This is a genomic window from Lactobacillus fornicalis (genome assembly GCF_055362665.1).
Genome location: NZ_JBLTIM010000004.1, coordinates 1 through 23,090 on the forward strand (window position 1 = coordinate 1; position 23,090 = coordinate 23,090).

Consider the following 23,090-nt stretch of genomic DNA (forward strand, 5'->3'; position numbering starts at 1 on the left):
AAAAAATTTGACAGTTTCATTAAATTGCTAGAAGATAATCAAGATGAGTGGGTATATAGTATTTATACTGATTATCAAGAAGGACAAATAGCTATTAATAAACATAATTTTGATGGGAAGCTTACATCTTTTAAAAAAGCTAGTGACTTACTTCGCATTGAAAAAGGAACTTTAGAATACGAGATTTATTATAGAGTTGTTAAATTAATGAAGACTAATCCGGGAATAAAAAAATACTACTGGTTGCATTCAACTAAGAAAATGGAACCGTTAGATTAAGTAACACTATAAAAAGCTCTGGCAACTGCGGTATTTCCAAAGTTGCCACAATTTTTGTGAAAACACAAGGGTAGAACATTGATATATAAGCATTCTTAGGTATAACTTCGTATAATCAATATTATAATTTGATTAAAATTTGAGGTGTTGTGAGGCTCGGAAAGCCTGATATAATAGCATTTTTAAAAATGGGAGATGATAGGAAATTTTAAAAACTGCACAATTTTTGCACAATTTTCGTGAAAAAGTTTTTTGGAAAAAACAAAAATAATTTTCCGACTTTGTGAAAAAATAAAGCCCCAAAATAGAGCTTCATTTTTTCAAAGATTTTGCAAAACATTTTTGATTTTATTTTCCTCTTGCTTCTTTTTCTCTTCAAGAAGATAAGCATATATTTCAGTTGTAGTTGAAACATTCTTATGACCAAGTCTTTGGCTGATTGTTAGAATATCGACTCCAGCATTTAAAAGCAATGCAACATGAGTGTGACGCAATGAATGGAAGTGGAAGCCGTGACGTTTAATACCACATTCTTTCATTAAACGTTTTAGAGCAAAGTTTAACGATGATGGGTCTGGAACTATACCATTTGGTTGCTGGAAGATGAGTTTTTTCTTGTTGACTTTCAAATCTTGAAGCAAGTTGTATAGATCTTTCGTAATTGAAACGGTCCTCACTGAGCTTTCGGTTTTAGGCTTGGATACAATACCATCACGATTTCGCTGCTTGGTAATAGTAATGGATGTCGGGGTCAAATCATCCCAAGTTAATGCAGCAAGTTCTGATAATCTAGCTCCAGTTTCGATTGCTGTTAATATGAAGTAGGGGGCTACTCTAGTGGTGTTAAGATTGTCTTTAATATGACTAACAAGTGTCTTTACATCAGCAAGGCTTAGATAGTCAATTTTGCGCTTATCCTGAGCTTTTTCTGGAATTTGAACAAAAGAGGTAACATCTCGAACAACCAATCCATCAGCTAAGGCTAACTTCATGATTTGGCTAAATACTACAGCAGTTTGATTAACAGTAGACTTAGAGTATTTGATTGACAGCTGATTAAGCAAGGATTGAAACATTGATCTAGTAATCTGCTTGATAGGGATGTTAGGGAAATTGGATTCAATACGTTTGAGTGCCACTTTATAAGCAGTTAAAGTAGCAGGTCGTACACGATTTTCGACATTATATTTAATAAAATCTTCTGCATAGTCGAAAAAGGGAGGATTAGCTAGTACACTTTCCCCTTGAGCCTGCCGACTTTCAAATTCTCCAAGGGCAATTTGTGCTTGACGCTTGGTATTAAATCCACTTTGAAATTTTGATTTCCTAGTTAAAACTGTTTTTCCAGTCACTGGATCAATTGAATGTTCAAACCAAAAAGCTCTAAATGCCCAATTACCATTTTCATTTTTTATAATTTGTGACATAATAATATTGTCCTTTCTTAAAGACTTTCTCCATATTAAGGTTTATGTTAGGACAGGAAAGACCGCCCAAAAGGCGGTCTTTTTTCTGTCTTATAAGCCAAGTAATTGCTTCTTTTTTGCGTCAAATTCATCTTGAGTAATGATGTTTTCATCAAGAAGCTTTTTCAACTTAACTAATTCATCAGCTGGATCAACTTGGTTTTGAACAGGTTGAGATTGTTGTGGCTTATGTGCTTCTTCAATTTTTTCTTGAATGAAGTCTTTTAATTTGGCCATTTCTTCATTTTTCCCGTTTCTAAAAGGAACAGCAGTTGATGAACCATATGCTGTAAATGCAAAAGTTGGATCAATCCCACCAAGACCGCCATTATGTTGAGGACCGCTGACTGTATGCAATTCAATCTTTCCACCAAACATTGTTGATTTTCGATATTCAACTGAGCTAATTGCCCAATAAGGAATTTTATTAGAACCTAGCTTACCTCTATTAACAAAGTTTCTAAGTCCTTTTCTAGTGATGGTTACTCCAGTATCATCTGCATCAATGATAGTGTGTTCTGGTACCTTTACTTCAACTTTCACAATTAAACCTCCTATACCTCAAGTTTTACGTCATTGGTTTGGACGTAAATTGCAAAAAACAATATTGCAATTTAAAAAAATATAAAATGTGATATGATTAAATTGAAACGAACACAACATCCCCCAAGCAGGGATGTGTAAAAAAGACTACATCACAATATATCTAAGACTCGAACCGCTTTCCCAACTATGCGGATTGGGTCTTTTTTTGTACCTAGAATTGGCTCAAAGTTCTCATTATCTGGAACTAAAAGGATTGCATTATTGACGTGCCTAACTCGTTTAAGAGTAGCTTCATTAGCATCTTCACCAACAAGAACTGCAGCAATCTCTCCATCTTCAACAGTAGGCTGTTGCCTAATAATTGCAATAGCACCATCATGTATGGTTGGTTCCATTGAATGCCCACGACATTTCAACCCAAAATAGGTAGCATCATCAGAAGGAACAAGCGAGACATAGTCCTCAATATTCTGTTCTGCCAGAATAGGCTCTCCACAAGCTATTGTTCCAATTACTGGGATTTGGTGCTCTGCTTTAGCAACGGGGCTAATTGATTGGAATTCATTAGTAGAAACTCCATTTTCTAAATCTGTAAATAATAAATCAGAAATATTGACAGAATAGTGTTGAGCTATTTTTTCAAGATAGCCACTTCTTGGAACTTTTTTCCCCGTGCGCCAATCAGATATTGAAGAATATGCAGCACCAGTTACGTCAGACAGCTGAGGTATAGTTTCGTGTTGTTTTCCCATCAGATAACTTAAATTTTTCCCTAAAAAATAAGGCTTATTCTCACTTTGCTGAATCATTTTTTCACCTCCTTTGTAGTTCTAATTCTACTACTATATATATTTGTATTCAACACAAAAAGCGAAAAAAGCTTCTTTTTTTACGATATTTTTTTCATTTTCAATGTTGACATTCGCTTTTTATGGTGTATAGTAATACATGTAAAGCGAAATAAGGAGGTGGATGTATGACAATTGCACCGCAAACTGTTCCAGAAAATCTTAAGCATACACTTGCTGATTTAAGAGTAAGGAAAGGTTGGAAACAGGTAGATGCAGCAAAAGAAATTGGGGTTACAACTAGAACCCTGCAATCTTGGGAAAAGAATCCTGACAAAATTGCTGCAAAATATTTAACGAAAATTTCTAAAGTCTACAATATACCTTTAGAGTATATTTCGTTTGCAAAGACCATCTAGGAAAAGCGAAAGGGTAAAAATGAAAGATTTACAAATTTTTAATTTTAGAGGTTTAGATGTACGAACAGTATTAATTGACGGAGAACCGTATTTCGTAGGGAAAGACGTTGCTGACGTGCTTGGGTATAAAAAGCCTGAAAATGCAGTTGCAAATCATGTTGATGAAGAAGATAAAACCACTACCCTGATTCAGGGGACTGGTTCTAATTACAAGTCCAAAACAGTAATTGTTAACGAATCTGGCCTTTACAGCTTAATTCTTTCCAGCAAGTTACCAACAGCCAAGAAGTTTAAGCACTGGGTAACTAGTGAAGTCTTACCTGCAATCCGCAAGCACGGTGCTTATATGACCGATGAAAAGGCATTTGATGTAGTTAACAATAAGTCAGGCCTTGCAGATCTATTACAACAAGCTGCAGACCAGCTTAAGCAAAAGGACATTCAAATTGCTGAACTTAAACCTAAAGCATTGTTTGCAGATAGTGTAGCAACTTCAAACTCAACGATTTTAGTCGGTGAATTAGCTAAGATTTTGCGAGGTAACGGCATTGAGATTGGTCAGAACAGATTATTTGATTGGTTGAGAAAGAATGGCTATTTGATTTCCAAAAAGGGTAGTAGTTACAACCTGCCAACTCAAAAGTCTATGAACTTGGGCTTGTTCAAGATTAAAGAAACAACCATTAATCACTCTAACGGCTCAGTATCAATCAGCAAGACCGCTAAGGTTACTGGAAAAGGTCAGCAGTACTTTATTAATAAGTTCTTGAATTGTACAAAGGTAACATTCTATGGCTCAGATAAGAAATTAGTGACATATGTTGATGGAATTATAAAACCTTCACAAACAAAAAAAGCCCTAGATTAGGACCAAAGATTGTGTTCAACCGCAACAGCCATTTCATTAACTGTTAGCTGTTTTGTAGTTCTAAAAGTTTTTTCTACCTTAGAACCATCAATTTCAAATACAAAAGTAAGTTTTTCAGGCATCTGGATTGGAAATTCTTTCAAATATGTAAATGAGATTATAGCTTGGCATGAGCTTCTTGAAGGGATATTAACTGGAACCATATCAGAAAAAGTACAAATATCTTTTCCATTTATTTTTGTAGAAGACATTCTTGCCTTATACCAAGAAGATTCAACAATATTATCATCATATTTCATCCAAATTTTAGTAATAGTTTTTGGCCTAGAAGACATGTTGCTGAAAATGAAATTTATGTTTAGCCTTCTGTCAAAATGGAAAAACCAAAGAGCATAAATTTTAGCTTTTAAATGTTTCTCATAGTACGTAGAGATAGCAGCATAAAGACTTAGTGCTAAGGCAATAGCGGAAATAGTAACAGTAATTTTTTCATAAATAGACAAGGTGGTGTCCTCCTATGGATAACGAAAAAAGAATTTATTTAATCTCAATTATATCAGCAGTCCTTGCGATTGTTTCTATCATTTTAGCGTTTTGCAGTTAATAGAGATTTAGAAAAAAAGGAGTAACAAAAGTCGTGACTAAAAAACACAGTATTTGCAAGGTTATTTTTAGCGGAAAAAGTAGTGAATGCTACAAAGGCTACATAATTAGTCGAAATTTTAAAGAAACTGCGAGTATTTTCGCTCAAAATCATAGTTTTGTACTAGAATTCATCCCTTTGTGGAAAGCAATTCTATTCAAGAAACCGAAAGGAAGATGGGTATATTTAAAAGATGTGTCACTTGAGTACCTACGAGAAACACCATTCAAGGTGGAAAAATACAGCTGTATAGCAGACTTTTATACCGAAGATAAATATAAGTGTTTGAGGGATGCACTGATTGATATTGGAGCTGATGAGGGAGTTGAAAACGATGACTGAAGAAAAATACTATTGTGATTTTTGCCGAAACGAAATTCACAAAGATGATCCAGTCTTTGCAACTGATGACAATGCACTTTGGTATTGCTCAGTAGATTGTTTCATAAGCGACAATGGCTATCAATACGAAACACTTAAAGAAGCAGAAGAGGCGTTAAAAAATGACTGAAGAAAAATACTATAACTACACATGCACTGGTTGCGGTATGGAATTGAAGAAAGATGATCCAGTTTATGTAGACAATGATGGAGATTGGTTCTGTAGTGAAGTGTGCTTGGCAATCTCTAATACGGCTGAAAGCTTTGATACGGTTGAGGAGGCATTAGAAAATGGCTAAAATTGCAATTTCAAAAAACGATATCTGCCAACTAATTAATGGCTCTGATTTAGGGGTTAAGGCATTACTTCTAAAAGAAGACAGTGAAATTGTCATAGCACGTGGCTGTTTTGGATTAGTATTTGATCTTAACAAAGATTTGACAGCATTATTTCCAGACCATCCAGAACTTGAAGCAGTTGTGTTTGAAGGCTTAATTAAACAGTATCGAAGCATGATTAATTTCAAGATGCCAGATACTGAATACTTTAAGAAGCATAATAAGCAAGAATTCAGCAAAGACGTATTAATGATTTCAGATTGCTTCTGTGATGGCTTCTGGTTAGGCTACGACATTAGAAGTGACGATTATTTATTAACTTGGGAAGATTACTCAGTAAGAGCACCTTTAGACTTCAAGTTCTATCTCGTTAAGCCTGTGACTTATCAAGGCAAAGAAGATGAAGAGCTTAGCAACTTTATTAAATCAACGTATTATCGAGGAATTATAGATTTAAATTTTGAGTTAGGAGATTAGATATGGAGGATTTAATTAATCGAAAATCTTTGCAAGATTTAATCAAATCAACGTTTTTAGAGATGAGACCAAAGCTTGAAGATGAGCTCACTGGCAGAACTATTAAACTCGATGAGTTTCGGAAAAAATATTGCGGTGGTAAGTCACCAGAATGGGTTAGGACTTTTATTTTCGATAAATTTCGCAAGGAAATTGACTACGAAACGGGAGGCTGGTGTATTAATCCACGTCAAAACGTTAATGGACGTTACGCAATTATATTTGAAGACACTGCAGCTAAATGGATGAAAGAGAACCGACACAGAATTAACTGGTACGCAAAATTAAAGAATTAGAGGAGTAAAAATGAACTATGAAATTATTACAAGCATGGAAAGAGAAGCAAGCAGTTACTTACCAAGACTTACTAAACATGATTTTAAGACGCTGGAACAAACAAATCACAGTAGACGGTGCTTTCAAAGTCTGGTGTATTACAGTAACGCTCTTGGCGGTCATCAGCATCTTGTGCGTGGTGTTTTTGGTGCAAAATCCTGATTTACCTTGGGACCATAATCTCTAGAGAAAGAAAAAAAGCAGTGCGCAACACACTACTTTTCTCTAGAAAAAGTTTTGTAATCTCAAAGGGATGCTTCAACATCCCTCAATGAAAGGATAACACAAAGGGCATAAAAATGGGAAAGTTAAGCAAGAAATTTGTCACACATTTCACAACAATTCCAAATTCAATTGCACAGAATGACAAACTGAGCTGGAAAGCGCGAGGAATATTCCTCTACTTAGCATCAAAGCCTTCGGACTGGCAGTTCTATGAGATAGAGGTTGCTAGACACGCTCCTGATGGCAGAGCTTCGTTAAGAGCAGGGCTTAAAGAATTGGAAGACAAAGGGTATCTCAAAAGATACCGCAAGCGAAATGACAAAGGCCAAGTTGTTGATAGTGACTGGATTATTACAGACGAGCCTATGTTCAATAATCCTATGTCAGAAAAGCCTATGTTCGAAAAACCTACACAGGTAAATCGAACACTACAAAATAAAGACCTTACAAAAAAAGATAATACAAAAGAAAGACATACAAAATATAGTCTGGCTGAGCCAGACAATAGCTCTAAAAAGGTTGACAACTCTAAGCAAGTAAAGGCTATAGTACAGTTTCTCAACGATAAAACAGGTAGTCACTATCGAGCATCGTCAGCTAAGACTAAAAAGCTTATACATGCAAGGCTCAAAGAAGGCTTTACAGTTGATGATTTTGAGAAAGTTATAGTTAAAAAGTGTAAGGACTGGAAAGCAGATACAAAGATGGCTAAGTATCTTAGACCTGAAACACTGTTTGGAACTAAATTTGAAGGATATTTAAACGAGATTGATAGGAGCAACTACTCTATCAACAATTGGAGCAGTTGGGAGGCTAAATTATGAAAATGACAGAAGACGAAAGAAACTTCATAGATTACTTTGTAAACAGATATACAGGACACTTGTGTGCCTTGTTTAGTGAATGGAAAGCACCTGAAGCATTAGACTTATCAAATTGGAGCGTAACTTCAAACAATTGTTTTGGAATATGGTTTAAATTTTCCCCAATAAATTGGGATTTGGTGTGCAGACCTGATGGAACAATTGAACTTATTAGTAGTTTAGGGACAACAAATGTTCACTTAACACCAAATTTAACTAGAAAATATAGATCTGTTTTTCCAAAACCTTTTAATGTTACAGAAAAAGAAAGTAAGACATTGAAATGGTTTAAAAATTTGTCTGCTGAAGAACAAAAGAACGTTAAGTCTATGTACGAGCAAATTGACAAGATTTACAGCAGTTTTATGAAAGGAAACCAAGATGGAGAGCGTAGCTAATCTCTTAGCAGTTGTTGAAGTTGATGAAATCTGCCCCAAACACAATTGCAAGTTAGCAACAATTGCTGGTAGGGATGTTAAACCAGTCTGTCCTAAATGTGAGCTTGAAAAACTGCTAGCAGAAAAGAAGACATTTGACCAGAAAATTACAGCTGAGCTTAGCAAACGCTGGTTAAGACGTGACTCACTAGTAGACGACGAGGATACATTCAAATGTAGCTTTGACAACTTCAAGCATGAACCTGGAACGCAAGAGGATAGAGTTTATCAGCTGTGTCATAAGATTGCAGGTCAGTACTATCAGTATCCTGAAGCAAAGTTCAACACGTTACTAGTTGGAACTGCAGGGACTGGAAAGTCACATCTTGCGATGTCGATGCTGAAAGCTGTTAATGACCATTCAAAAGGTCAGAAGTGCTTATTTATTAATACTGCATCATTATTTCAAAAAATCAGAAATTCTTTTAATGATCCAAGCGAGTATTGGACTGAAGAAAGAGCTGTTTCTAAAATTGTTGCAGCAGATTTAGTAGTGCTGGATGACTTTGGAACTGAAAGCAATATGCGAGAAAAAGATGAAATGAGTGAAGCCAGTCAATTTGTACAGCGTGTCCTTTACAGCATTTTTAATTCTCAAAAAAGAATTATTATAACCAGCAATTTATCGATTGATAAATTTAAAAGTGGTTACAATCAGAAGCTGTTTTCACGACTTACACGAGGTGCAAAAGGTCATGTGGTAGATTTTACGCAATTAAAGGATAAGCGCTCAGAATGGCAGAATTTGATGAAATAAAAGAAGGTTACCAAGTGATTAATAGAGTAGTTTTAGTTGGTCGATTGACCAAAGACATTAATTTGAGAAAAACACAGAGTGGAATTTCAGTCGGACTCTTTACTTTGGCAGTAAACAGACAGTACAGCAAAGACAAAGAACACAAAGAGACGGACTTTGTCAGCTGTATTGTTTGGCGAAAGGGTGCTGAAATCCTATCACAATACACTCACAAAGGCTCAAGAATTGGAATTGATGGACGTATCCAAACCAGAAATTACGAAGATAAGAATGGTCAACGAGTTTATGTGACTGAAGTTGTTGTAGATAACTTTGAGCTTTTGGACAGTAAGCCAGAACAAGCTACTACAAGCACACCTGTTGCTCAGACTCAGACCACAGCACAAGCACAACCTGCTCAACAAACTCCAGATCCATTTGCAGATGGAGGAGACACGATTGACATTAGTGACGATGATTTGCCGTTTTAGGAGGTAAGCATGGAAGCACAACAGCTTGAAGATATTCAAGCCCTTGAAAAGAAATATGGCTCTTTGTCCCAAGTTCCTGAAGATAATGAAAAATTGTTGAAACTTAGAAAGAGTTTCAGTGGTGATTACCATAACACACCACTAACTAAAGTTTTCGAAAGGTCGATTAGTGAAAACTCGCTCCATAGAGTTATGGTTGCAGCAAGAAATGTTGGTGAACAAGGTCGACAGGAAATTATTTCTTTACTAAAAGATGGCTACACTTCAACTGAGATTAGCACAGTATTTGGTTACAACACTTTAGCAATCTCAGGAGTTAGAAAAATCTATCATATAGAAGCAAGACCGCACTTTATGTATGAGTTAAGGAAAAATGGAAAGCCAGTTTTCTACGCTCAAACCATTGGACAGGTTCGTGACTTCACAAACTATCAGCCAATTAGGACTCACTACACTGCATATAGATACATTAAAGAAGAGCTATCTGAGCAAGGATATGTACTCACAAGAGGTTATTACAACTGGAGATGCATCCCTAGAAACTGCTTAGTTAATTTCAGCAAAGGTGAGGACATGTTCCTCATAAAGAAAGGCGATGTAAAGTTTGATAATTGAGTTTACAATTCCAGGAAAACCTGTAGGACAAGGCAGGCCACGCTTCTCCAGACATCGAGGTTACGTTCAAACATATGATCCAGCTAAGTCACGTCAATATAAAGCAATGGCAACAATGTGCGCTCAAAGAGTCTATTCAGGGGAGCCACTGGAAACACCGCTAAAAATTACAGTCAAGGCATACTTTGGTTTGTATAAGTCCTATACAAAGAAAAGACGTGAAGCTTGTTTATCTGGTCAGGAAGTTCCGACAAAAAAGCCAGACATCGACAACATAGTGAAAGGCATAATGGATAGCTTAAATGGAGTCATTTATCACGACGATAAGCAGGTTATCCAGCTTGTAGCGTTTAAAGCATACGCAGAAAAGCCAAGAGTTGAAGTTACAGTTGAGGAGTTGGAACAATGACTAAATTAAAATGTACAAGATTAATTTTCGAAAAATATGATCGTGTAGTTACTGTAGAGTATGAACACGCAATCGAGGCAATGTCAGAACACAAGCCAATTGTTGGCCGTTCAGCAGACTTTAGAAATGACAATGGAGAATACTATTTTGCTGAAAAATTAAAAAAAGTAGCATTTAATCCAAAATTTGTGTTTTATGCTGAGCCAATTGAAGTTCTTGAGAAATTTGAAGAAACCAAATTTTATCAGAAAAAAACAGCTCAGTTAGACGAACTTCAACGTACAATTGAAAATTCCAAATTTTATAAAAGTCAAAATTTAAAATTTGTTGTTAGAAAGTCTATTTCCAAGTTTGATAGCCAAATTTCATCATTACAATTTTTTGAAAAAGATAGCCACGAAGCAATGTTCTCGGTAAATGATTTTTTAAAAAACGGTGGGATTATTATTTACAACCCGCAAAAGGTTGTTACTACTGGTTTGGAAAAATCTGGCGGAGGACTCTACGTTTTGGAGGATTAACAATGACCAAAAAAATTACCATAACAGACAAATATGTTGCTGCAAAAGTCGCTTACAACATGTGGTGTACCAGGGATGCATGGTTTGCCTTTCGCAACGATAATTTCTATAAAAAGCTTGAATCTTTATCTAAAGAACCCGCTTTAAAGATTGGCACTAAATGGTTCGAAACTGGTTTAACAAAAATTAAAGACGGAGAACTAGTTGACAATGATTGCAGACTTAGTATTTTCTATGATGACAAAAAAATAGAAGTTATGTATAAAAGTGAAATTCTTGGTGTGACTGGTACTGCAACTATTACTGCATGGTTAAAGAAATGAATAAAAAGATTTATAAAAAAGTAGCTGACCTTCTTGAAGACAAATATGGACACAAGCTGAAAGAGCCAACAGACGTGAAATTAGGGATAAATTACGAGAGGTAAATTATGACAAGAGAAGATAAAGAATGGCATGAAATTGCTAAGATGAATTTAGAAGAACTTGTTGATTTCATTCATTTAACTTTTTTCGACTACGAAGAAACAGGAAACGACAAGTATTTAATGCAACTCAAAGTTGCAGGTCATTATTTGAACCGTAAAGCTTTAGATATCCAACTTGCTGAAGTTTTCAGTTCAAAAAATAAAGGGGAATAAAAGATGAGGAGTGTGGCAGTTGTGACGCTATTTCCTGAAGTTGATGTAGAAAAAACCGCTAAAAAAGTTAAACAATTCCTACGAGGAGACTTTGTAAGAGCGATTAGACTTAGTGGGTATGATTTAAATTCTTTAAGCAGTCCGAAGCTGTCACTAGCTCCAGCACACGGAGCAACGGGGAACGTTATTGAACGTCAAATTATTAGGAGTCTGGAAGCCAAGACGGTTGTACAAGCTGTTCACGAAAGCATTTTTAGATGCACAGCAACTAGCCGACAGATATTAATTGGAATTTACATTGAGGAGAAGCCAATCTTTCAAGTATCACGACTAGTTCAATATCAGCATACTCAATTTGATGTAATGCACAAACGTGCATTGAACGAATTTGCAGACAGATTTGAATATTGGCAAGGCGTACTTTGTGTTAAAAATCCAGAGGACTTACACGTTTATCGAGGCAATGACAATGAATGAAACAATTAGCGACATGATGGTTGATACTTGGAACAATTACTCCATAGCAGGGATGAAAGTAGAAGACTTTATCGTTTACACAAACACATTGAAAGATTGCTTACGTGATGGAAAAGCTTTATTTGACAAGGACTTTACAATTGCCGACATAGACACGGTTGACAGTGTTCTTAGATTGTTAATGAAGTACAATGACACAGTTGACAGTGTAGCCAATGCACATCCTAAAGGTTTTGAAGCTGAAAAACAGCCAATCCACGAAACAACAGAATTGGACCTGTTTGACCTTTTTCCAGAACACCAAAAATGAAAAACGGAAAAAGACCGGAAAAAGACCGGAAGTCATGCGGAAGGATATCAGCTAATATTAGTAGTGTAGCGAAATGAAGCTACGACGGTGCAGAAATTCAGTATAAATGTGGGACCAACTCGTTCGTGAGTATCTCCTAGAACATTAAGACCAAGACTGGTGTGTAATAGCGGTTCGAGTCCGCTACTTGGTTATAGGGATGTGCTAGTAGTTGCAGGCATCCCTACTGTTAAACTGTTGATTTAACCTTAGCTTTTATAAATCATTGTAGATTTTTTAGTTTTTTCATTTTATTCCTCATTTTATAATGCAAAAATCAAACATGGCTGGTGCTTTTATGGCAGTTCGATTCTGCAGCGTGTTTTAGTCTGCGACGACCCTCAACGGTTTCGAGGAGAGCGGACATGGAGCTAACTGCAATAAACAGTTAGACACGATGTAAACATTGCGAGACAGCCAATGCTCTTAGCTGTCTGAGTAGTAGTTGGTGGAACTCAACGAGTTTTCGAGAGCTCGGCTACTCATAGCCCTTAAATGGGCCAAAATAATATCTAGCTAAGTAACGCTTAGAGTTTTCATGTATTTTTTTCTCAAAACCAGTGGCTCATTTAGGAGCAGAGAGGTTGCGATACCTCCACTGGTTTTATTTTTTTATGGAGGTGCAACACAAACATGATTTCAAAAGACCAATTCTGGAAGATTGCTGGTGTTACACAACATATTCAATTTGAAAATTTTTTGAGAAAGATTGTTTTTGATCCAGAAAAACGCAATAACTTTTTTAAACAATTATTGAAGTTAGACGCACAATGTGTGGTTCAAGATACTTTCAAGCAGTACTTTGAAGAATACGCAGCAGAAAGGAAAGCAAATCAGCAAGACTACACGCCAGACGAAGTATCAAAACTCTTATCCATCATTGTTAACACAAAATACGATGCTGATTTCAAGAATGATATGGAAAAGCGATACTTTCACAAGAAAGGCTATACTGCTGCAGATATTACTGCAGGTACTGGCTCATTATTAATTCAGAAGTGGTGGGCTGATATGACTGCAGAATTACCTTGGACGTATGTGCCACATCGATACTTTTACTTTGCATCAGAACTGGCAGATAACGTTATTCCGTACTTGCTATGTAATTTGGCTTTGCGTGGGATGAATGCAATTGTAGTTCACGGGGATGCATTAACTGGCGAAACTAAACAGGTATATTTCATACAAAATAGCAAAGATGACTATTTAAGTTTCAGCGACATTAATGTAATGCCTCACAGCAAACAAGTTGCAGAAGAGTTCAATGTTACTAAGTGGCTTGAAGAAGCAATCGACCATATCGAGTCAAAGAAGATTATTAGACGCAAAGACTATGGACCAATGCTAAAGCGTGCATTGCATATGCAAACTGGGGGGGTAAGCAAGCCTTTTATTCCACCATCTGAGAATCAAATGTTACTCGGAAGATTTGCAACTATTGAAAGAGCAAAAGCAAAAAAAGTATATCCAAAAGGAACGGTGGTGATTCAGATATCAGCGACCAGAGGACAGTGCGGTATGCTGACATCAAGTGGTGAAGTTGGCAGTCAGTACGCTTGTATTCAATTCAAGCCTTACATTGATAGCTTTACTGGTTGGATGAAAGTTAAGCAAGAGATACCTCGGTGGCGTCACAAGTATCAAGAAGGATTAAACATTAAGTTAGAAGATATATGCAAGATACCATTTAACATTCCTATCAATTGGCTGTTACCATTTGAAGAACAGCAGCGATTAAAAGAGGAGCGAGGTTACGTATGAGAGTCCATATGTGCGGACAACGTGGTTGTCATACAGTTGTACCAATTAAGCAACGCTATTGTGATGTGCATGCACCGTTTCATAAGTACATCCCTAAACCAGTTAGTCATGAGCAGCGCTTGCTTTATTACAAACACTACAACAGGTTTGAACGCAGTGAAGAAGCAACAGAGTTCTATTCAAGCGCTAAGTGGAAAAGAGTTCGTGAGTATGTTGCAAGCCGTGACCTGTACACAAGCGCAGTCAGTGGCCGAGTGATTGACGACCATGATTTGATTGTTGACCATATCGTTCCACGACGTTTGTGCCAAAACCCACTGGATACGAATAATCTTTGGTGTTTATCCAAAGGAGAACATACACGCAAGACAATTCTTGAACAGAAAATTGCTGAAAAGAAAAATGGTGACGCAATTTTGAAACACGCAACAAAAAAATGGTGGCTGAAAGTTTTGAGAGAAAAAATAAATTGATACCCCCCGCCTGGGGAAGGGGCCTACAGCACACAACAGGGGAGTCATCTTTTTAGCCAAATGCAAAAATCAATATTTTCATGGAGGGGGCAAAACGTGAGTTTGCCTTTTTTGTTTTGAAAGGAGGAAAAGCGGAAAAATGGCCAAAGGACGCAACTTGAAATTGACAACTGATCCAAATTCACGACCTGAGCAACGTGAACAAACGGAAAAATTGAAAAAAGTTACCGAGAATTGGACACCGCTTCAGAAAACTCCACCTTCTTACATGAAAGGAACACTTGCTGCGACAATTTGGCAACGGCTCATTCCAATCCTTCAAGAAACTGGTGTAGTTAAACAGGCTGACAAGGCTACTGTTGAATGCTTATGTTCGGCAATCCAGTTGTATCGTGAAGCTTTCGAAAATGTGCAGAAAAATGGCATTCAGCGTGAAGTTTGGACGACTCCAATCTTACCAACAGGCAAAACTTTGGATAAAGAGTTCACTCGCTATCAAAAGAACCCTGCAGTAACAACAATGGACAGCGCAATGAAGCAAATTAAGACTTTTAGTTCTGATTTAGGACTAACTCCAGCAAGTCGTGCAAGCTTGATGGCAAGCATTGACAGTCAAGATGATGACACACCAAGCTTAGCCGAGATTTTAAATGCAAAAAGTGGTGATTTCTAGTGAAAAAGTACGATTTTACTAAGAAGGGGTTCGACCTTCAAACGGCTTATACAGAAGAAAAAGATGCAGGTAAGTACACTGAAATCTTTAAGAACTATAGAGACCCGTTAACCAAGTACGCTTTTTCAGTCTTAGAAGGCAGAGTACAAGCAGGATACATGATTAAACTAGCCTGTTTCAGACACCTCCAAGATTTAAGACGACAGAAAGAAGACCCTGAATTCAAATATCACTATGATTTGAACAAGGCTCGAGCAATTTTAAACTTTGCTAAGCTGGTTCCTGATGTTAATGCTGGTGTTCCTTTACCACTTGTAGACTTTCAGAAAGCAATTCTTTGCTCAATTGTGGCTTGGCGTGACGAAAAAGACCGTGTTCGCTATGTACGGGCGACTCTTTCAATGGCTAGAACTAATGGTAAGACATACATTGCAGCTATCTTAGCTGCTTTTTATTTTCTAATCGAAGCCAATGATACTTACAACAGAAAATACTTGTTTGTAGCTCCAACAACCGACCAATCTCGTGTAGGGTTCGACTATCTTAGAACCATGTTTCGAAAGATGAGCGAAAGTCCAGCATTTAGGCAGACATTCAAAGACCAACAAATTGATGTCTTAACCGACCAAATTATTTCACGGGTATACAACAACATCTTGATGCGAAAGTCTTATGAGTCAGGACAATTAGACTCATTTCACTATCAATTTGCTGTTGGGGATGAAGTCGGAGATGACAAATACATTGGAAAGATTAGGACTGGTAACGGGAAAATCACTTCAGGACAGGCACAAGAACCTAATCACGTATTCTTGCAGATATCCACAGCTTATCCAGACAGCAACTCGCAATTTTACAAAGACCAAAGATTGCTACAGTTCGTTATGGAACGGGATTGTGACAGAGCCTTAGATGACAATCTTTGTTTAATTTGGGAACAAGACGCACTGATTGAAGTTGATAAACCTGAGACTTGGTGTAAATCCAACCCAATTATGAATTTGTCTCCTGAAAAAAAGGACCAAATGCTAAAGTCTTTGCTTTCAGAACGTGAGAACAAGATGTTAGATGGTTCAATTGAGGAATTTCAGAACAAGTCTCTTAATCTTTGGCTTCAAGTTAAGAAAAATACTTACTTGCAATTGGATGATGTTAATGCTGCTATCGTTCCTGAAGAGCCAGTTAATATATTTGGCCGTGCTGTTTATATTGGCTTTGACAAGTCTAATTTCAGCGATGATACGGCTTTGGTATTTGTATTTCCATATTTAGATGGTGCTAATAATCAGCGCTTCTACATCAAACAGCATTCTTGGGTACCTCTTGCAAGGGCTCAGAACAACATTGAAATCAAAGAAAAGCAAGATGGGATTAATTATAGGGACGCCGAAAGAAAAGGCTACTGTGACATTGCCAAGAACGAATACGGCTATATCGATGATGGGGTTATCTTCAACTGGTTAGTCGATTTTGTGGAAAAGAACCACTTAGATGTGCAGTATTTCTGTTACGACCAATGGGGGATGTCACGTATGATTGGCTGGATTGAACAGAAGCTCGACTGGAAGACTATGGCAGTTAAAAACGTTATCCAAACCTTAACTAATCCAACCATTGACTTAAGACAGAAGTTTGATACTCGTGAGATACGTTACTTAGATGATCCAATTATCAAATACTCACTTAAGAACGCTGTGTTATTCAGCAATAACAACGGAATTAAGGTCGACAAGGAAAAGGCAACAACCAAGATTGACTTTGTCGATGCCTTAATTGACGCTTGGTACACTGCAATGTTCCACTTTGACGACATCTCACTTGAGAAAAAGAACAAGAATGACCCGTTTGCAGGGATGTCTGAGCAACAAATTAACGATTATTTCACTAATAATTTTTCATTCTAGGAGGTATATATGGCTTTTTTATCGAATTTATTTAAACGGCAAAAAATGCTGTCTGGCAGTTCACCTGTCTGGATACTTAATCAGGGTCAGCCTGTTTCAATTAAGCCGAAAGCAATTACAAGCGCAATTGCCTTAAAGAATTCAGACGTTTACGCAGTTATTTCACGAGTTTCAAGTGATATAGCAGGCTGTCGATTTGTGACAAATGCTCAACCAATTACTGATGTATTGAATGCTCCTCTTGGCAATTTAATGAGTGGTTTTAGTGTTTGGCAGGCTATGATTGTTCAAATGATGCTTACTGGCAATGCTTTTGCAATTATTGACCGTGATGCAAATGGATATCCAATACGAATTGAACCCGTGCCAAACGAAAAAGTAACAGTTGCATTAGACGATTATGGCAAAGACCTAACTTACACCATTCACTTTGACGACTCAAAACGTTCTGGTGATTTCTTATACGACTCAAGTGAAGTGATTCATTTCAGATGCACTGTTTCAGGCGAAAGCGATACTCAGTATATGGGTATTCCTCCAATCGATAGCTTGCTCAATGAGATTGAAGTTCAAGACCTATCTAGTAAGTTAGCTATTTCAACACTAAGACATGCAATCAAGCCAAGTATCTTTATTAAAGTTCCAAATGCAACTTTGGGTAAAGAAGCAAAGGAAAATACCAGACAATCTTTTGAAGAGCAAACGACTGGTGAAAATGCTGGTCGTGCAGTTGTACTTGACCAAAGTGCAGACGTTGAAACGACTAATATTTCTCCAAATGTTACAGAATTTCTGCAAAATGTGTCATTTTCACAAGACCAAATTGCCAAAGCATTTGGAATTCCTGCAGATTATCTTTCAGGAAAACAAGACGCTCAGTCTAATATCACAATGATTAGAGCATTCTATCAAAGTTCTCTATCAATTTACATTAAGCCTATTGAAAGCGAGCTAAGTCAGAAGCTTGGAACAGATGTGAAGCTTGATATTGCTAGTGCAATTGACAGTGACAACAGTGAATTAATAAACAATGTCCAAAAATTAGCTTCTGCAGGTGTTTTAGCACCTATTCAAGCCCAAAAATTACTAAAAAATAGAGGTGTTTTCCCTGAATTAGACCTTGATGAAGGTACTAATCTTTTAGACAACACCAAAAATATAAACGACAAAAACGACTAAAATTTTAATTTATATCAAAAAAATGAGCTCAAAAACGAAAAAAAAGCGCTTTTTTGAGCTTTTTTTGTACCCAAATTTGAAAGGAGGTGACAAAAAATGCCAAAAAGCAATGATTTCAAATGCGACGTTCGCTCAATCAATTTGCAACTGGCTAGTTTGACAACTCGAGATGCTGAGAATGGCTCACACAAGATTACAGGTTACGGAATGCTGTTCAATCAACCAAGCGTTCCTATGCCTTTCATCGAATACATCAAGCCTGAAGCATTAGATGGCTTGGATTTATCAAGTGTGATGCTGCTTAGATCACATGACTTTGACCAAATCTTAGCCAGAGTCGATAGCGGAACTTTGAGTGTAAGAGTCGATGACAAAGGACTGTACTTTGAAGCAACAATGCCAAACACAACTTTAGGAAATGACACACTCGCTGACATTAAAGCAGGGAATATCAAAGGCTGTTCTATTGGCTTCAACATCGGTGACGATGATTGGTCTCGTGATGACTCAGGTCAAACCATTCACCAAATTAACGAGATTTCACAACTAAATGAAATCTCACTCACTCCAATTCCAGCGTATCAGCAAACTAGTGCAAATGTTGAACGTTCACTCAAGCAATTTTTAGAAAAAGGAGGCACAGAGATGCCACAAGAAGTAAAAGACTTAAAAGACAAAGAATCTGGAATTCAAGAACCTAATTCAACTGATGAAAATTCTAAGGAAGAAACACGTGATGATTCTTCAAAGAAAGATGAGAAGAAGCCTGACATTGACATTGATGATTTAGCTAAGCGAGTTGCTGGAATTCTTAGCAAACAAGCTAAACGTGACGATGAAGACGACTCATCGGACGACAGCGATGACTCATCAACAGACTCAGACGAAGAAGACAAAGACAAGAATGCTGTTAAACAAACAACCAGAAAAAGCCAAAAGAGGGATGCAAATCCTGAACAAGAAACTAGAGACAATAAAGGAGGCATGAAGATGCCAAAAATCTTAAATCAAAAAACTGATAGTCCCGTTGCTGAAAACAAACGGGACTTTTTGCATTACTTAAAAACTGGGGAAGTTAAGCGTGATGCTACTGAAGGTGGTATTGGTCTTTCAACTGGGCAAGTATTAATTCCACAAGATATCCTTGCTGCAGAACATGATCAACACCAATTTGCACGTTTGGGAAACATGATTAGAACCATTTCTGTAAAACACACAACTGGAAAGTTACCATACTTTTCAGAAGAAACTGGTAAGTTGACTAAGCGAACTGGCGAATTTGTACCATCTGAAACTGGTACAGCCCCTCAAATTAAACAAATTTTGTGGGACTTAAAATCATTTTCAAAGAAGTATCCATACTCAATCGAATTATTGAACGATTCAGACTACAACTGGGAAGCAGAACTTGCTCAAAGATGTGTGGATCTTAAAGACAACACCGACGATGACGAAATCATGAAAGTGTTAACTAACAACATTACAGCTTCAACAACTGGTGACCTATTAGCCTCGATTACTGAAGCAATTGATAAGAAGCTTAAGCCAAATGATTCTAAGCAATCAAACATTGTGCTTTCACAAGCAGCCTTCTATTACTTAGATAGCATGAAGGACACCATGGGCCGTCCATTAATTCAACCCGATGTAACTAAGGCCACTGACGGTTTCATCAAAGGTAAATCAGTTGTGATTATTGACGATACTTTGTTCCCTAATGCCAAAGACGGTGACGTTAACATGATTATCACTCCTCTTCAAAAGGCAGCAATTAAGTTTATGCAAAACGAAGTTACTGGTAAATTCATTGATACATACGATGAATTCTTCAGAATTCTTGGTATTTACATGCGAGCAGATTACCAACAATACCGTGGCGATTTAATCAACTGGTACACTGGCAACAAGACAGTAACTCAAGCTGCAAGTACTCCAGGTAAATAGCTAGAAAGGTGTGATAGGTTATGACACTAGATGAGTTAAAGACTCAACTATTGCAAGAACTCAATTTAGATGATACCGAAGAAAATCAATCCACCTTGAACACTTTGGTTGAGGATAGTCTATCGTTTGTCAAAGATTCAGTTGATTCTAAAGCCGATACTAATGAAATGCTTCAAGATGGGATGTTTGTTCGAGCCGTTAAGACTTTAGCAACTCAAATGTTCTACGACCGAACCCTTGCAAATGGTACATCGATTGGCTTGCGGATGATGCTATCACATCTCAAAGGAAAGGTTGGTTCAAATGGTTGGTTACGTTAATGCTGTACAGCCTTACTTAATGCAAAAGACTTGCACATTTGGAAGCTATGGAACTTCACAAGCGTTGTCAGGAATGACCAATCGAGTGTTCAAACCTGCTTTCAAAGTCCATTTTTCAAATGTAAAACAGACTAGATCACAGAAATACGAGCTGATTGGTACTTCGTTTGAAAATTCAAGAGTTATCAAGATCCAACACGGAAAGGAGAACTCTCATAAGTTACAATCATGCACTTGTGTTCAAATCAGCGGAGTTACGTATGATATTCTCGATGTTTCATTAGATGAAGACTCATATGTGACCTACGATTTGATCACAATTAAAGAAAGCAAACGAGGTGCAGGTCATGAATGATTTAGACGATGTTTTGAACGACTTTTACAAGCAAGTTGCTTCGAAAGTTAATCTTACGGCAGAGCAGAAAGCCAAAGTTACTGGTGCAGGTGCTAAAGCTTATGCAGAAGTCTTAAAAGATGAAACACCAGTTTCAGATTTAGACTATGGCAAGGCTAGAAAAATTGGTGCAGGTAAGAATGGCTTACACGACCATCACTTACGTGAAGGGATTACTTATAAAGAGGGCTATACCATCGACAATGCCAAAACAGGAGACACTGATGTTGGCTGGAATAAGGACGATGATATAGCTCTTTTAGGTTGGGTAAACGATGGGGTCATGAAGATGTCTACCAAACAAATGGCTAACCTACACTTTGTTCAACGAGCTCAACAGAAAGCAGCAGGGAAGATTGCTGATGCTATGAGTTCTAAGTTGTCGGAGGTTTTAAACAATGAGCACGACTAGACTACCAGTAGTTGAAGCAGGCGAAGTGCTGAGAGAAGCAAGCATTAACGGAATTGACAACATTTGCTTATACCGTGTACCTCCAGAAACACAGGACGCTAGTGACAGCACTACTGTTTTACTAACCGAAGTTACAGAGGACTTAACTAATTATGGTTCTGATAAGTTTCAAGACCGTAATCAGTCAGTTGAGCTTCAAATTTTTTTCTCAACTAAAGAAGACGTAGATATAGACACAATAGAACGACAGATTGAGTCTATTTTTTTAGCAAAAAAGTGGCGAATTAGGCTCTCAAGAGCTCACACAGTTGACCCTACTACAGAGCAACTTGTGAAGATTTACTACTTAGACAGAACAGAAAGGAATGATTTCTAATGCAAATCACAGGTTTTGACAGCTTCATCATTGCTTTAACAGATGATACAGGCAAGATTAAGACTGACAACAAGGCCTTCAACAAGAATGGCCTCTTTTACGCAAACGCAGGTACTTCAAAAGGTGCTACGCAATTTCATATTCAAAATATTTCTCCAGCAGCACAAGCAATCTACGGTTCTGACTTAAGAACTGAAAGTTCCGTTGGTGTTGCTGCACCTACTGCTACTTTTGGTGCTAATGACTTACCAATTAAAATTACTGCAGCTCTTTTAGGTGCTGATCATGATGATACTAATAAGGGTTATGCCGTTAAGCGTAATAAGCTTGTTAATGCTGCAATCATTGGTGTTACTCATTCAGGAGAAAACAAGTTCTACTGGGCATTTCCATTTGGCACAGTTACTCAATCTGGTGGTATGAACTGGCAAACTAACAACCAAAACGAAGTGTTAGTACACGACGTGTTCCAATTTGCTGCACAAGCAAGACCAGCAGATGACTTACTTTACCAATTCTTCTCATCAGGCGAAGAAGGCTTCACAGAAGAAGCTATGCTTACTCACATTTTCCAAGGCTATACTGCTACTGCGAGTAACTAATGGGCAACAAACTAATTCAGTAACTGCTAGTCCTGCAGAACAAACAGAACAGCAGTCATAAGTAACATCGATAGATGTGCAGGGTGGGTTGGAGGAATAGAAAGGATATTATGGCTAAATTTGATTTTGATGCTTCAAAGATTGGCTTGAAGAAAGAGTATCAACTATCTCAATCATTTTCTAATGTTGAAAGTGCTACTGAATTTCAAAAGAAGAATTTGGAAGCTTTTAATGATGGGAAAAATAAAGAGATTGAACTTGTGAGGGATGCTGGTATCTTAACTTCACTTTCAGGTGAAAAGGCAGAAGATTTAAAAACCTTTGAACGAATTGAAAAGAAGTACAACACTCATTTAGATGTTTCAAAGGAAATGCTAGAAGATTTGGATATTAGCTTAGAACAACGTGCACAAATTTTAGGGCTTACTATTCAAATGATTCAAGCAGAAAACGAACGTAAGGCAAAAATTGCACCAGTTCAATATGCTGCTGAATTTATTACTCAAGTTCTAGGATTAAAAGCAAGCGAAAAGAAAAAGCTTGAAGAAGCTGATGTTGATGACTTGCAAGACACAGCTACTTTGCTCTGTCACAAAATCCTTGGAACGGAGGATATTGAGCCTAATGAGGCTGATTTAAAAAGTACCAATCGATCAAAAGATAAGTTATCTGCAAAGCTCTCTCGATGATTTACATTACAGCGAAAAG

General features: G+C 37.2%; 36 protein-coding genes. 32 read left to right on the forward strand and 4 right to left on the reverse strand.

Features of this window, described 5'->3' with window-relative positions; genetic code table 11:
- Positions 1-24 precede the first annotated feature (24 nt).
- Positions 25-279: an ABC transporter gene (locus ACNDLV_RS00715; RefSeq protein ID WP_234977249.1), complete on the forward strand. Its 255-nt coding sequence runs from the start codon at positions 25-27 to the stop codon at positions 277-279.
- 320 nt (positions 280-599) lie between these two features.
- Here ACNDLV_RS00715 and ACNDLV_RS00720 read toward each other — a convergent pair whose 3' ends face one another.
- The 3 genes from ACNDLV_RS00720 to ACNDLV_RS00730 form a co-directional block, all read right to left on the reverse strand.
- Positions 600-1,706 (reverse strand): site-specific integrase, encoded by a 1,107-nt coding sequence (locus ACNDLV_RS00720; RefSeq protein ID WP_015995107.1) that lies wholly within the window; start codon positions 1,704-1,706, stop codon positions 600-602.
- A gap of 90 nt (positions 1,707-1,796) precedes the next feature.
- Complete coding sequence (locus tag ACNDLV_RS00725) at positions 1,797-2,288, reverse strand: SHOCT domain-containing protein (RefSeq protein ID WP_144772263.1); 492 nt, start codon at positions 2,286-2,288, stop codon at positions 1,797-1,799.
- Positions 2,289-2,440: 152 nt separating this feature from the next.
- On the reverse strand, positions 2,441-3,100 hold the full coding sequence (locus ACNDLV_RS00730) for a helix-turn-helix domain-containing protein (RefSeq protein WP_015995109.1): 660 nt from the start codon (positions 3,098-3,100) through the stop codon (positions 2,441-2,443).
- Between the two features lie 167 nt (positions 3,101-3,267).
- On the opposite strand from ACNDLV_RS00730, the gene ACNDLV_RS00735 reads away from it, so the two are divergent.
- Positions 3,268-3,498 carry a helix-turn-helix transcriptional regulator gene (locus ACNDLV_RS00735; protein WP_015995110.1) on the forward strand — a complete coding sequence of 77 codons (231 nt, stop codon included), beginning with the start codon at positions 3,268-3,270 and terminating at the stop codon, positions 3,496-3,498.
- Positions 3,499-3,517: 19 nt separating this feature from the next.
- The gene (locus ACNDLV_RS00740) at positions 3,518-4,366 is read left to right on the forward strand and encodes a phage antirepressor (RefSeq protein ID WP_144772265.1); all 849 of its coding nucleotides are present in this window, start codon (positions 3,518-3,520) and stop codon (positions 4,364-4,366) included.
- Here the strand turns inward: ACNDLV_RS00740 and ACNDLV_RS00745 are convergent.
- Positions 4,363-4,869, reverse strand: coding sequence for a hypothetical protein (locus ACNDLV_RS00745; RefSeq protein WP_144772266.1), 507 nt, complete (start codon positions 4,867-4,869; stop codon positions 4,363-4,365). The two genes, ACNDLV_RS00740 and ACNDLV_RS00745, sit on opposite strands and share 4 nt — an antisense overlap.
- Positions 4,870-5,003: 134 nt before the next feature.
- Here ACNDLV_RS00745 and ACNDLV_RS00750 point away from each other — a divergent pair, with 134 nt between their 5' ends.
- The 29 genes from ACNDLV_RS00750 (at position 5,004) to ACNDLV_RS00890 (ending at position 23,071) form a co-directional block, all read left to right on the forward strand.
- Positions 5,004-5,351: a hypothetical protein gene (locus tag ACNDLV_RS00750; protein WP_144772267.1), complete on the forward strand. Its 348-nt coding sequence runs from the start codon at positions 5,004-5,006 to the stop codon at positions 5,349-5,351.
- The gene (locus ACNDLV_RS00755) at positions 5,344-5,520 is read left to right on the forward strand and encodes a hypothetical protein (protein WP_234977417.1); all 177 of its coding nucleotides are present in this window, start codon (positions 5,344-5,346) and stop codon (positions 5,518-5,520) included. Before ACNDLV_RS00750 ends, ACNDLV_RS00755 begins: the two co-directional genes overlap by 8 nt.
- A complete protein-coding gene (locus ACNDLV_RS00760; RefSeq protein ID WP_234977416.1) occupies positions 5,513-5,689 on the forward strand; it encodes a hypothetical protein in 177 nt (58 codons plus the stop codon). Before ACNDLV_RS00755 ends, ACNDLV_RS00760 begins: the two co-directional genes overlap by 8 nt.
- The gene (locus ACNDLV_RS00765) at positions 5,682-6,206 is read left to right on the forward strand and encodes a hypothetical protein (RefSeq protein ID WP_144772268.1); all 525 of its coding nucleotides are present in this window, start codon (positions 5,682-5,684) and stop codon (positions 6,204-6,206) included. Before ACNDLV_RS00760 ends, ACNDLV_RS00765 begins: the two co-directional genes overlap by 8 nt.
- 2 nt (positions 6,207-6,208) lie before the next feature.
- Positions 6,209-6,541, forward strand: a complete 333-nt coding sequence (locus ACNDLV_RS00770) for a DUF771 domain-containing protein (RefSeq protein ID WP_234977414.1) — start codon at positions 6,209-6,211, stop codon at positions 6,539-6,541.
- Between the two features lie 17 nt (positions 6,542-6,558).
- Positions 6,559-6,768 carry a hypothetical protein gene (locus tag ACNDLV_RS00775; protein WP_234977413.1) on the forward strand — a complete coding sequence of 70 codons (210 nt, stop codon included), beginning with the start codon at positions 6,559-6,561 and terminating at the stop codon, positions 6,766-6,768.
- Between the two features lie 112 nt (positions 6,769-6,880).
- Entirely contained in the window at positions 6,881-7,630 is a 750-nt protein-coding gene (locus ACNDLV_RS00780) for a conserved phage C-terminal domain-containing protein (protein ID WP_015995117.1), read from the forward strand.
- Positions 7,627-8,067, forward strand: a complete 441-nt coding sequence (locus ACNDLV_RS00785; protein ID WP_144772270.1) for a hypothetical protein — start codon at positions 7,627-7,629, stop codon at positions 8,065-8,067. The genes ACNDLV_RS00780 and ACNDLV_RS00785 overlap by 4 nt, the downstream gene beginning before the upstream one ends.
- On the forward strand, positions 8,051-8,863 hold the full coding sequence (locus tag ACNDLV_RS00790; RefSeq protein ID WP_015995119.1) for an ATP-binding protein: 813 nt from the start codon (positions 8,051-8,053) through the stop codon (positions 8,861-8,863). Before ACNDLV_RS00785 ends, ACNDLV_RS00790 begins: the two co-directional genes overlap by 17 nt.
- 14 nt (positions 8,864-8,877) lie before the next feature.
- The gene (gene ssb, locus ACNDLV_RS00795) at positions 8,878-9,333 is read left to right on the forward strand and encodes a single-stranded DNA-binding protein (protein WP_048597958.1); all 456 of its coding nucleotides are present in this window, start codon (positions 8,878-8,880) and stop codon (positions 9,331-9,333) included.
- A 9-nt stretch (positions 9,334-9,342) separates the two neighbouring features.
- Positions 9,343-9,948, forward strand: a complete 606-nt coding sequence (locus tag ACNDLV_RS00800; RefSeq protein WP_144772271.1) for a hypothetical protein — start codon at positions 9,343-9,345, stop codon at positions 9,946-9,948.
- Positions 9,938-10,357 (forward strand): RusA family crossover junction endodeoxyribonuclease, encoded by a 420-nt coding sequence (locus tag ACNDLV_RS00805; protein WP_144772272.1) that lies wholly within the window; start codon positions 9,938-9,940, stop codon positions 10,355-10,357. The genes ACNDLV_RS00800 and ACNDLV_RS00805 overlap by 11 nt, the downstream gene beginning before the upstream one ends.
- On the forward strand, positions 10,354-10,878 hold the full coding sequence (locus ACNDLV_RS00810; RefSeq protein WP_498882872.1) for a hypothetical protein: 525 nt from the start codon (positions 10,354-10,356) through the stop codon (positions 10,876-10,878). Before ACNDLV_RS00805 ends, ACNDLV_RS00810 begins: the two co-directional genes overlap by 4 nt.
- Positions 10,879-10,880: 2 nt before the next feature.
- Complete coding sequence (locus ACNDLV_RS00815; protein ID WP_269257805.1) at positions 10,881-11,201, forward strand: hypothetical protein; 321 nt, start codon at positions 10,881-10,883, stop codon at positions 11,199-11,201.
- Positions 11,202-11,308: 107 nt separating this feature from the next.
- Positions 11,309-11,518 (forward strand): hypothetical protein, encoded by a 210-nt coding sequence (locus ACNDLV_RS00820; RefSeq protein ID WP_498882874.1) that lies wholly within the window; start codon positions 11,309-11,311, stop codon positions 11,516-11,518.
- A gap of 3 nt (positions 11,519-11,521) precedes the next feature.
- A complete protein-coding gene (locus ACNDLV_RS00825; RefSeq protein ID WP_498882876.1) occupies positions 11,522-11,995 on the forward strand; it encodes an ArpU family phage packaging/lysis transcriptional regulator in 474 nt (157 codons plus the stop codon).
- Entirely contained in the window at positions 11,988-12,305 is a 318-nt protein-coding gene (locus ACNDLV_RS00830; protein ID WP_225306399.1) for a hypothetical protein, read from the forward strand. Before ACNDLV_RS00825 ends, ACNDLV_RS00830 begins: the two co-directional genes overlap by 8 nt.
- 672 nt (positions 12,306-12,977) lie before the next feature.
- A complete protein-coding gene (locus ACNDLV_RS00835; RefSeq protein ID WP_151121122.1) occupies positions 12,978-14,105 on the forward strand; it encodes a type I restriction-modification system subunit M/S in 1,128 nt (375 codons plus the stop codon).
- A gap of 8 nt (positions 14,106-14,113) precedes the next feature.
- On the forward strand, positions 14,114-14,578 hold the full coding sequence (locus ACNDLV_RS00840; RefSeq protein WP_048597960.1) for an HNH endonuclease: 465 nt from the start codon (positions 14,114-14,116) through the stop codon (positions 14,576-14,578).
- A 139-nt stretch (positions 14,579-14,717) separates the two neighbouring features.
- Positions 14,718-15,251: a phage terminase small subunit P27 family gene (locus ACNDLV_RS00845; RefSeq protein WP_225305997.1), complete on the forward strand. Its 534-nt coding sequence runs from the start codon at positions 14,718-14,720 to the stop codon at positions 15,249-15,251.
- Positions 15,251-17,155, forward strand: coding sequence for a terminase TerL endonuclease subunit (locus tag ACNDLV_RS00850; protein WP_006584720.1), 1,905 nt, complete (start codon positions 15,251-15,253; stop codon positions 17,153-17,155). The genes ACNDLV_RS00845 and ACNDLV_RS00850 overlap by 1 nt, the downstream gene beginning before the upstream one ends.
- A gap of 9 nt (positions 17,156-17,164) precedes the next feature.
- Complete coding sequence (locus tag ACNDLV_RS00855; RefSeq protein WP_151143403.1) at positions 17,165-18,334, forward strand: phage portal protein; 1,170 nt, start codon at positions 17,165-17,167, stop codon at positions 18,332-18,334.
- A 96-nt stretch (positions 18,335-18,430) separates the two neighbouring features.
- Positions 18,431-20,278 carry a phage major capsid protein gene (locus ACNDLV_RS00860; RefSeq protein WP_151143400.1) on the forward strand — a complete coding sequence of 616 codons (1,848 nt, stop codon included), beginning with the start codon at positions 18,431-18,433 and terminating at the stop codon, positions 20,276-20,278.
- Positions 20,279-20,298: 20 nt separating this feature from the next.
- Complete coding sequence (locus ACNDLV_RS00865; protein WP_144770897.1) at positions 20,299-20,598, forward strand: head-tail connector protein; 300 nt, start codon at positions 20,299-20,301, stop codon at positions 20,596-20,598.
- Positions 20,582-20,953: a phage head closure protein gene (locus ACNDLV_RS00870; protein ID WP_144798819.1), complete on the forward strand. Its 372-nt coding sequence runs from the start codon at positions 20,582-20,584 to the stop codon at positions 20,951-20,953. The genes ACNDLV_RS00865 and ACNDLV_RS00870 overlap by 17 nt, the downstream gene beginning before the upstream one ends.
- Entirely contained in the window at positions 20,946-21,404 is a 459-nt protein-coding gene (locus tag ACNDLV_RS00875) for an HK97-gp10 family putative phage morphogenesis protein (RefSeq protein ID WP_144798821.1), read from the forward strand. Before ACNDLV_RS00870 ends, ACNDLV_RS00875 begins: the two co-directional genes overlap by 8 nt.
- On the forward strand, positions 21,391-21,780 hold the full coding sequence (locus tag ACNDLV_RS00880; protein WP_144798823.1) for a DUF806 family protein: 390 nt from the start codon (positions 21,391-21,393) through the stop codon (positions 21,778-21,780). Before ACNDLV_RS00875 ends, ACNDLV_RS00880 begins: the two co-directional genes overlap by 14 nt.
- Positions 21,780-22,382, forward strand: a complete 603-nt coding sequence (locus ACNDLV_RS00885) for a phage tail protein (RefSeq protein WP_167802861.1) — start codon at positions 21,780-21,782, stop codon at positions 22,380-22,382. The genes ACNDLV_RS00880 and ACNDLV_RS00885 overlap by 1 nt, the downstream gene beginning before the upstream one ends.
- A gap of 110 nt (positions 22,383-22,492) precedes the next feature.
- Positions 22,493-23,071 carry a phage tail protein gene (locus ACNDLV_RS00890; RefSeq protein ID WP_225305996.1) on the forward strand — a complete coding sequence of 193 codons (579 nt, stop codon included), beginning with the start codon at positions 22,493-22,495 and terminating at the stop codon, positions 23,069-23,071.
- Positions 23,072-23,090 lie beyond the last annotated feature (19 nt).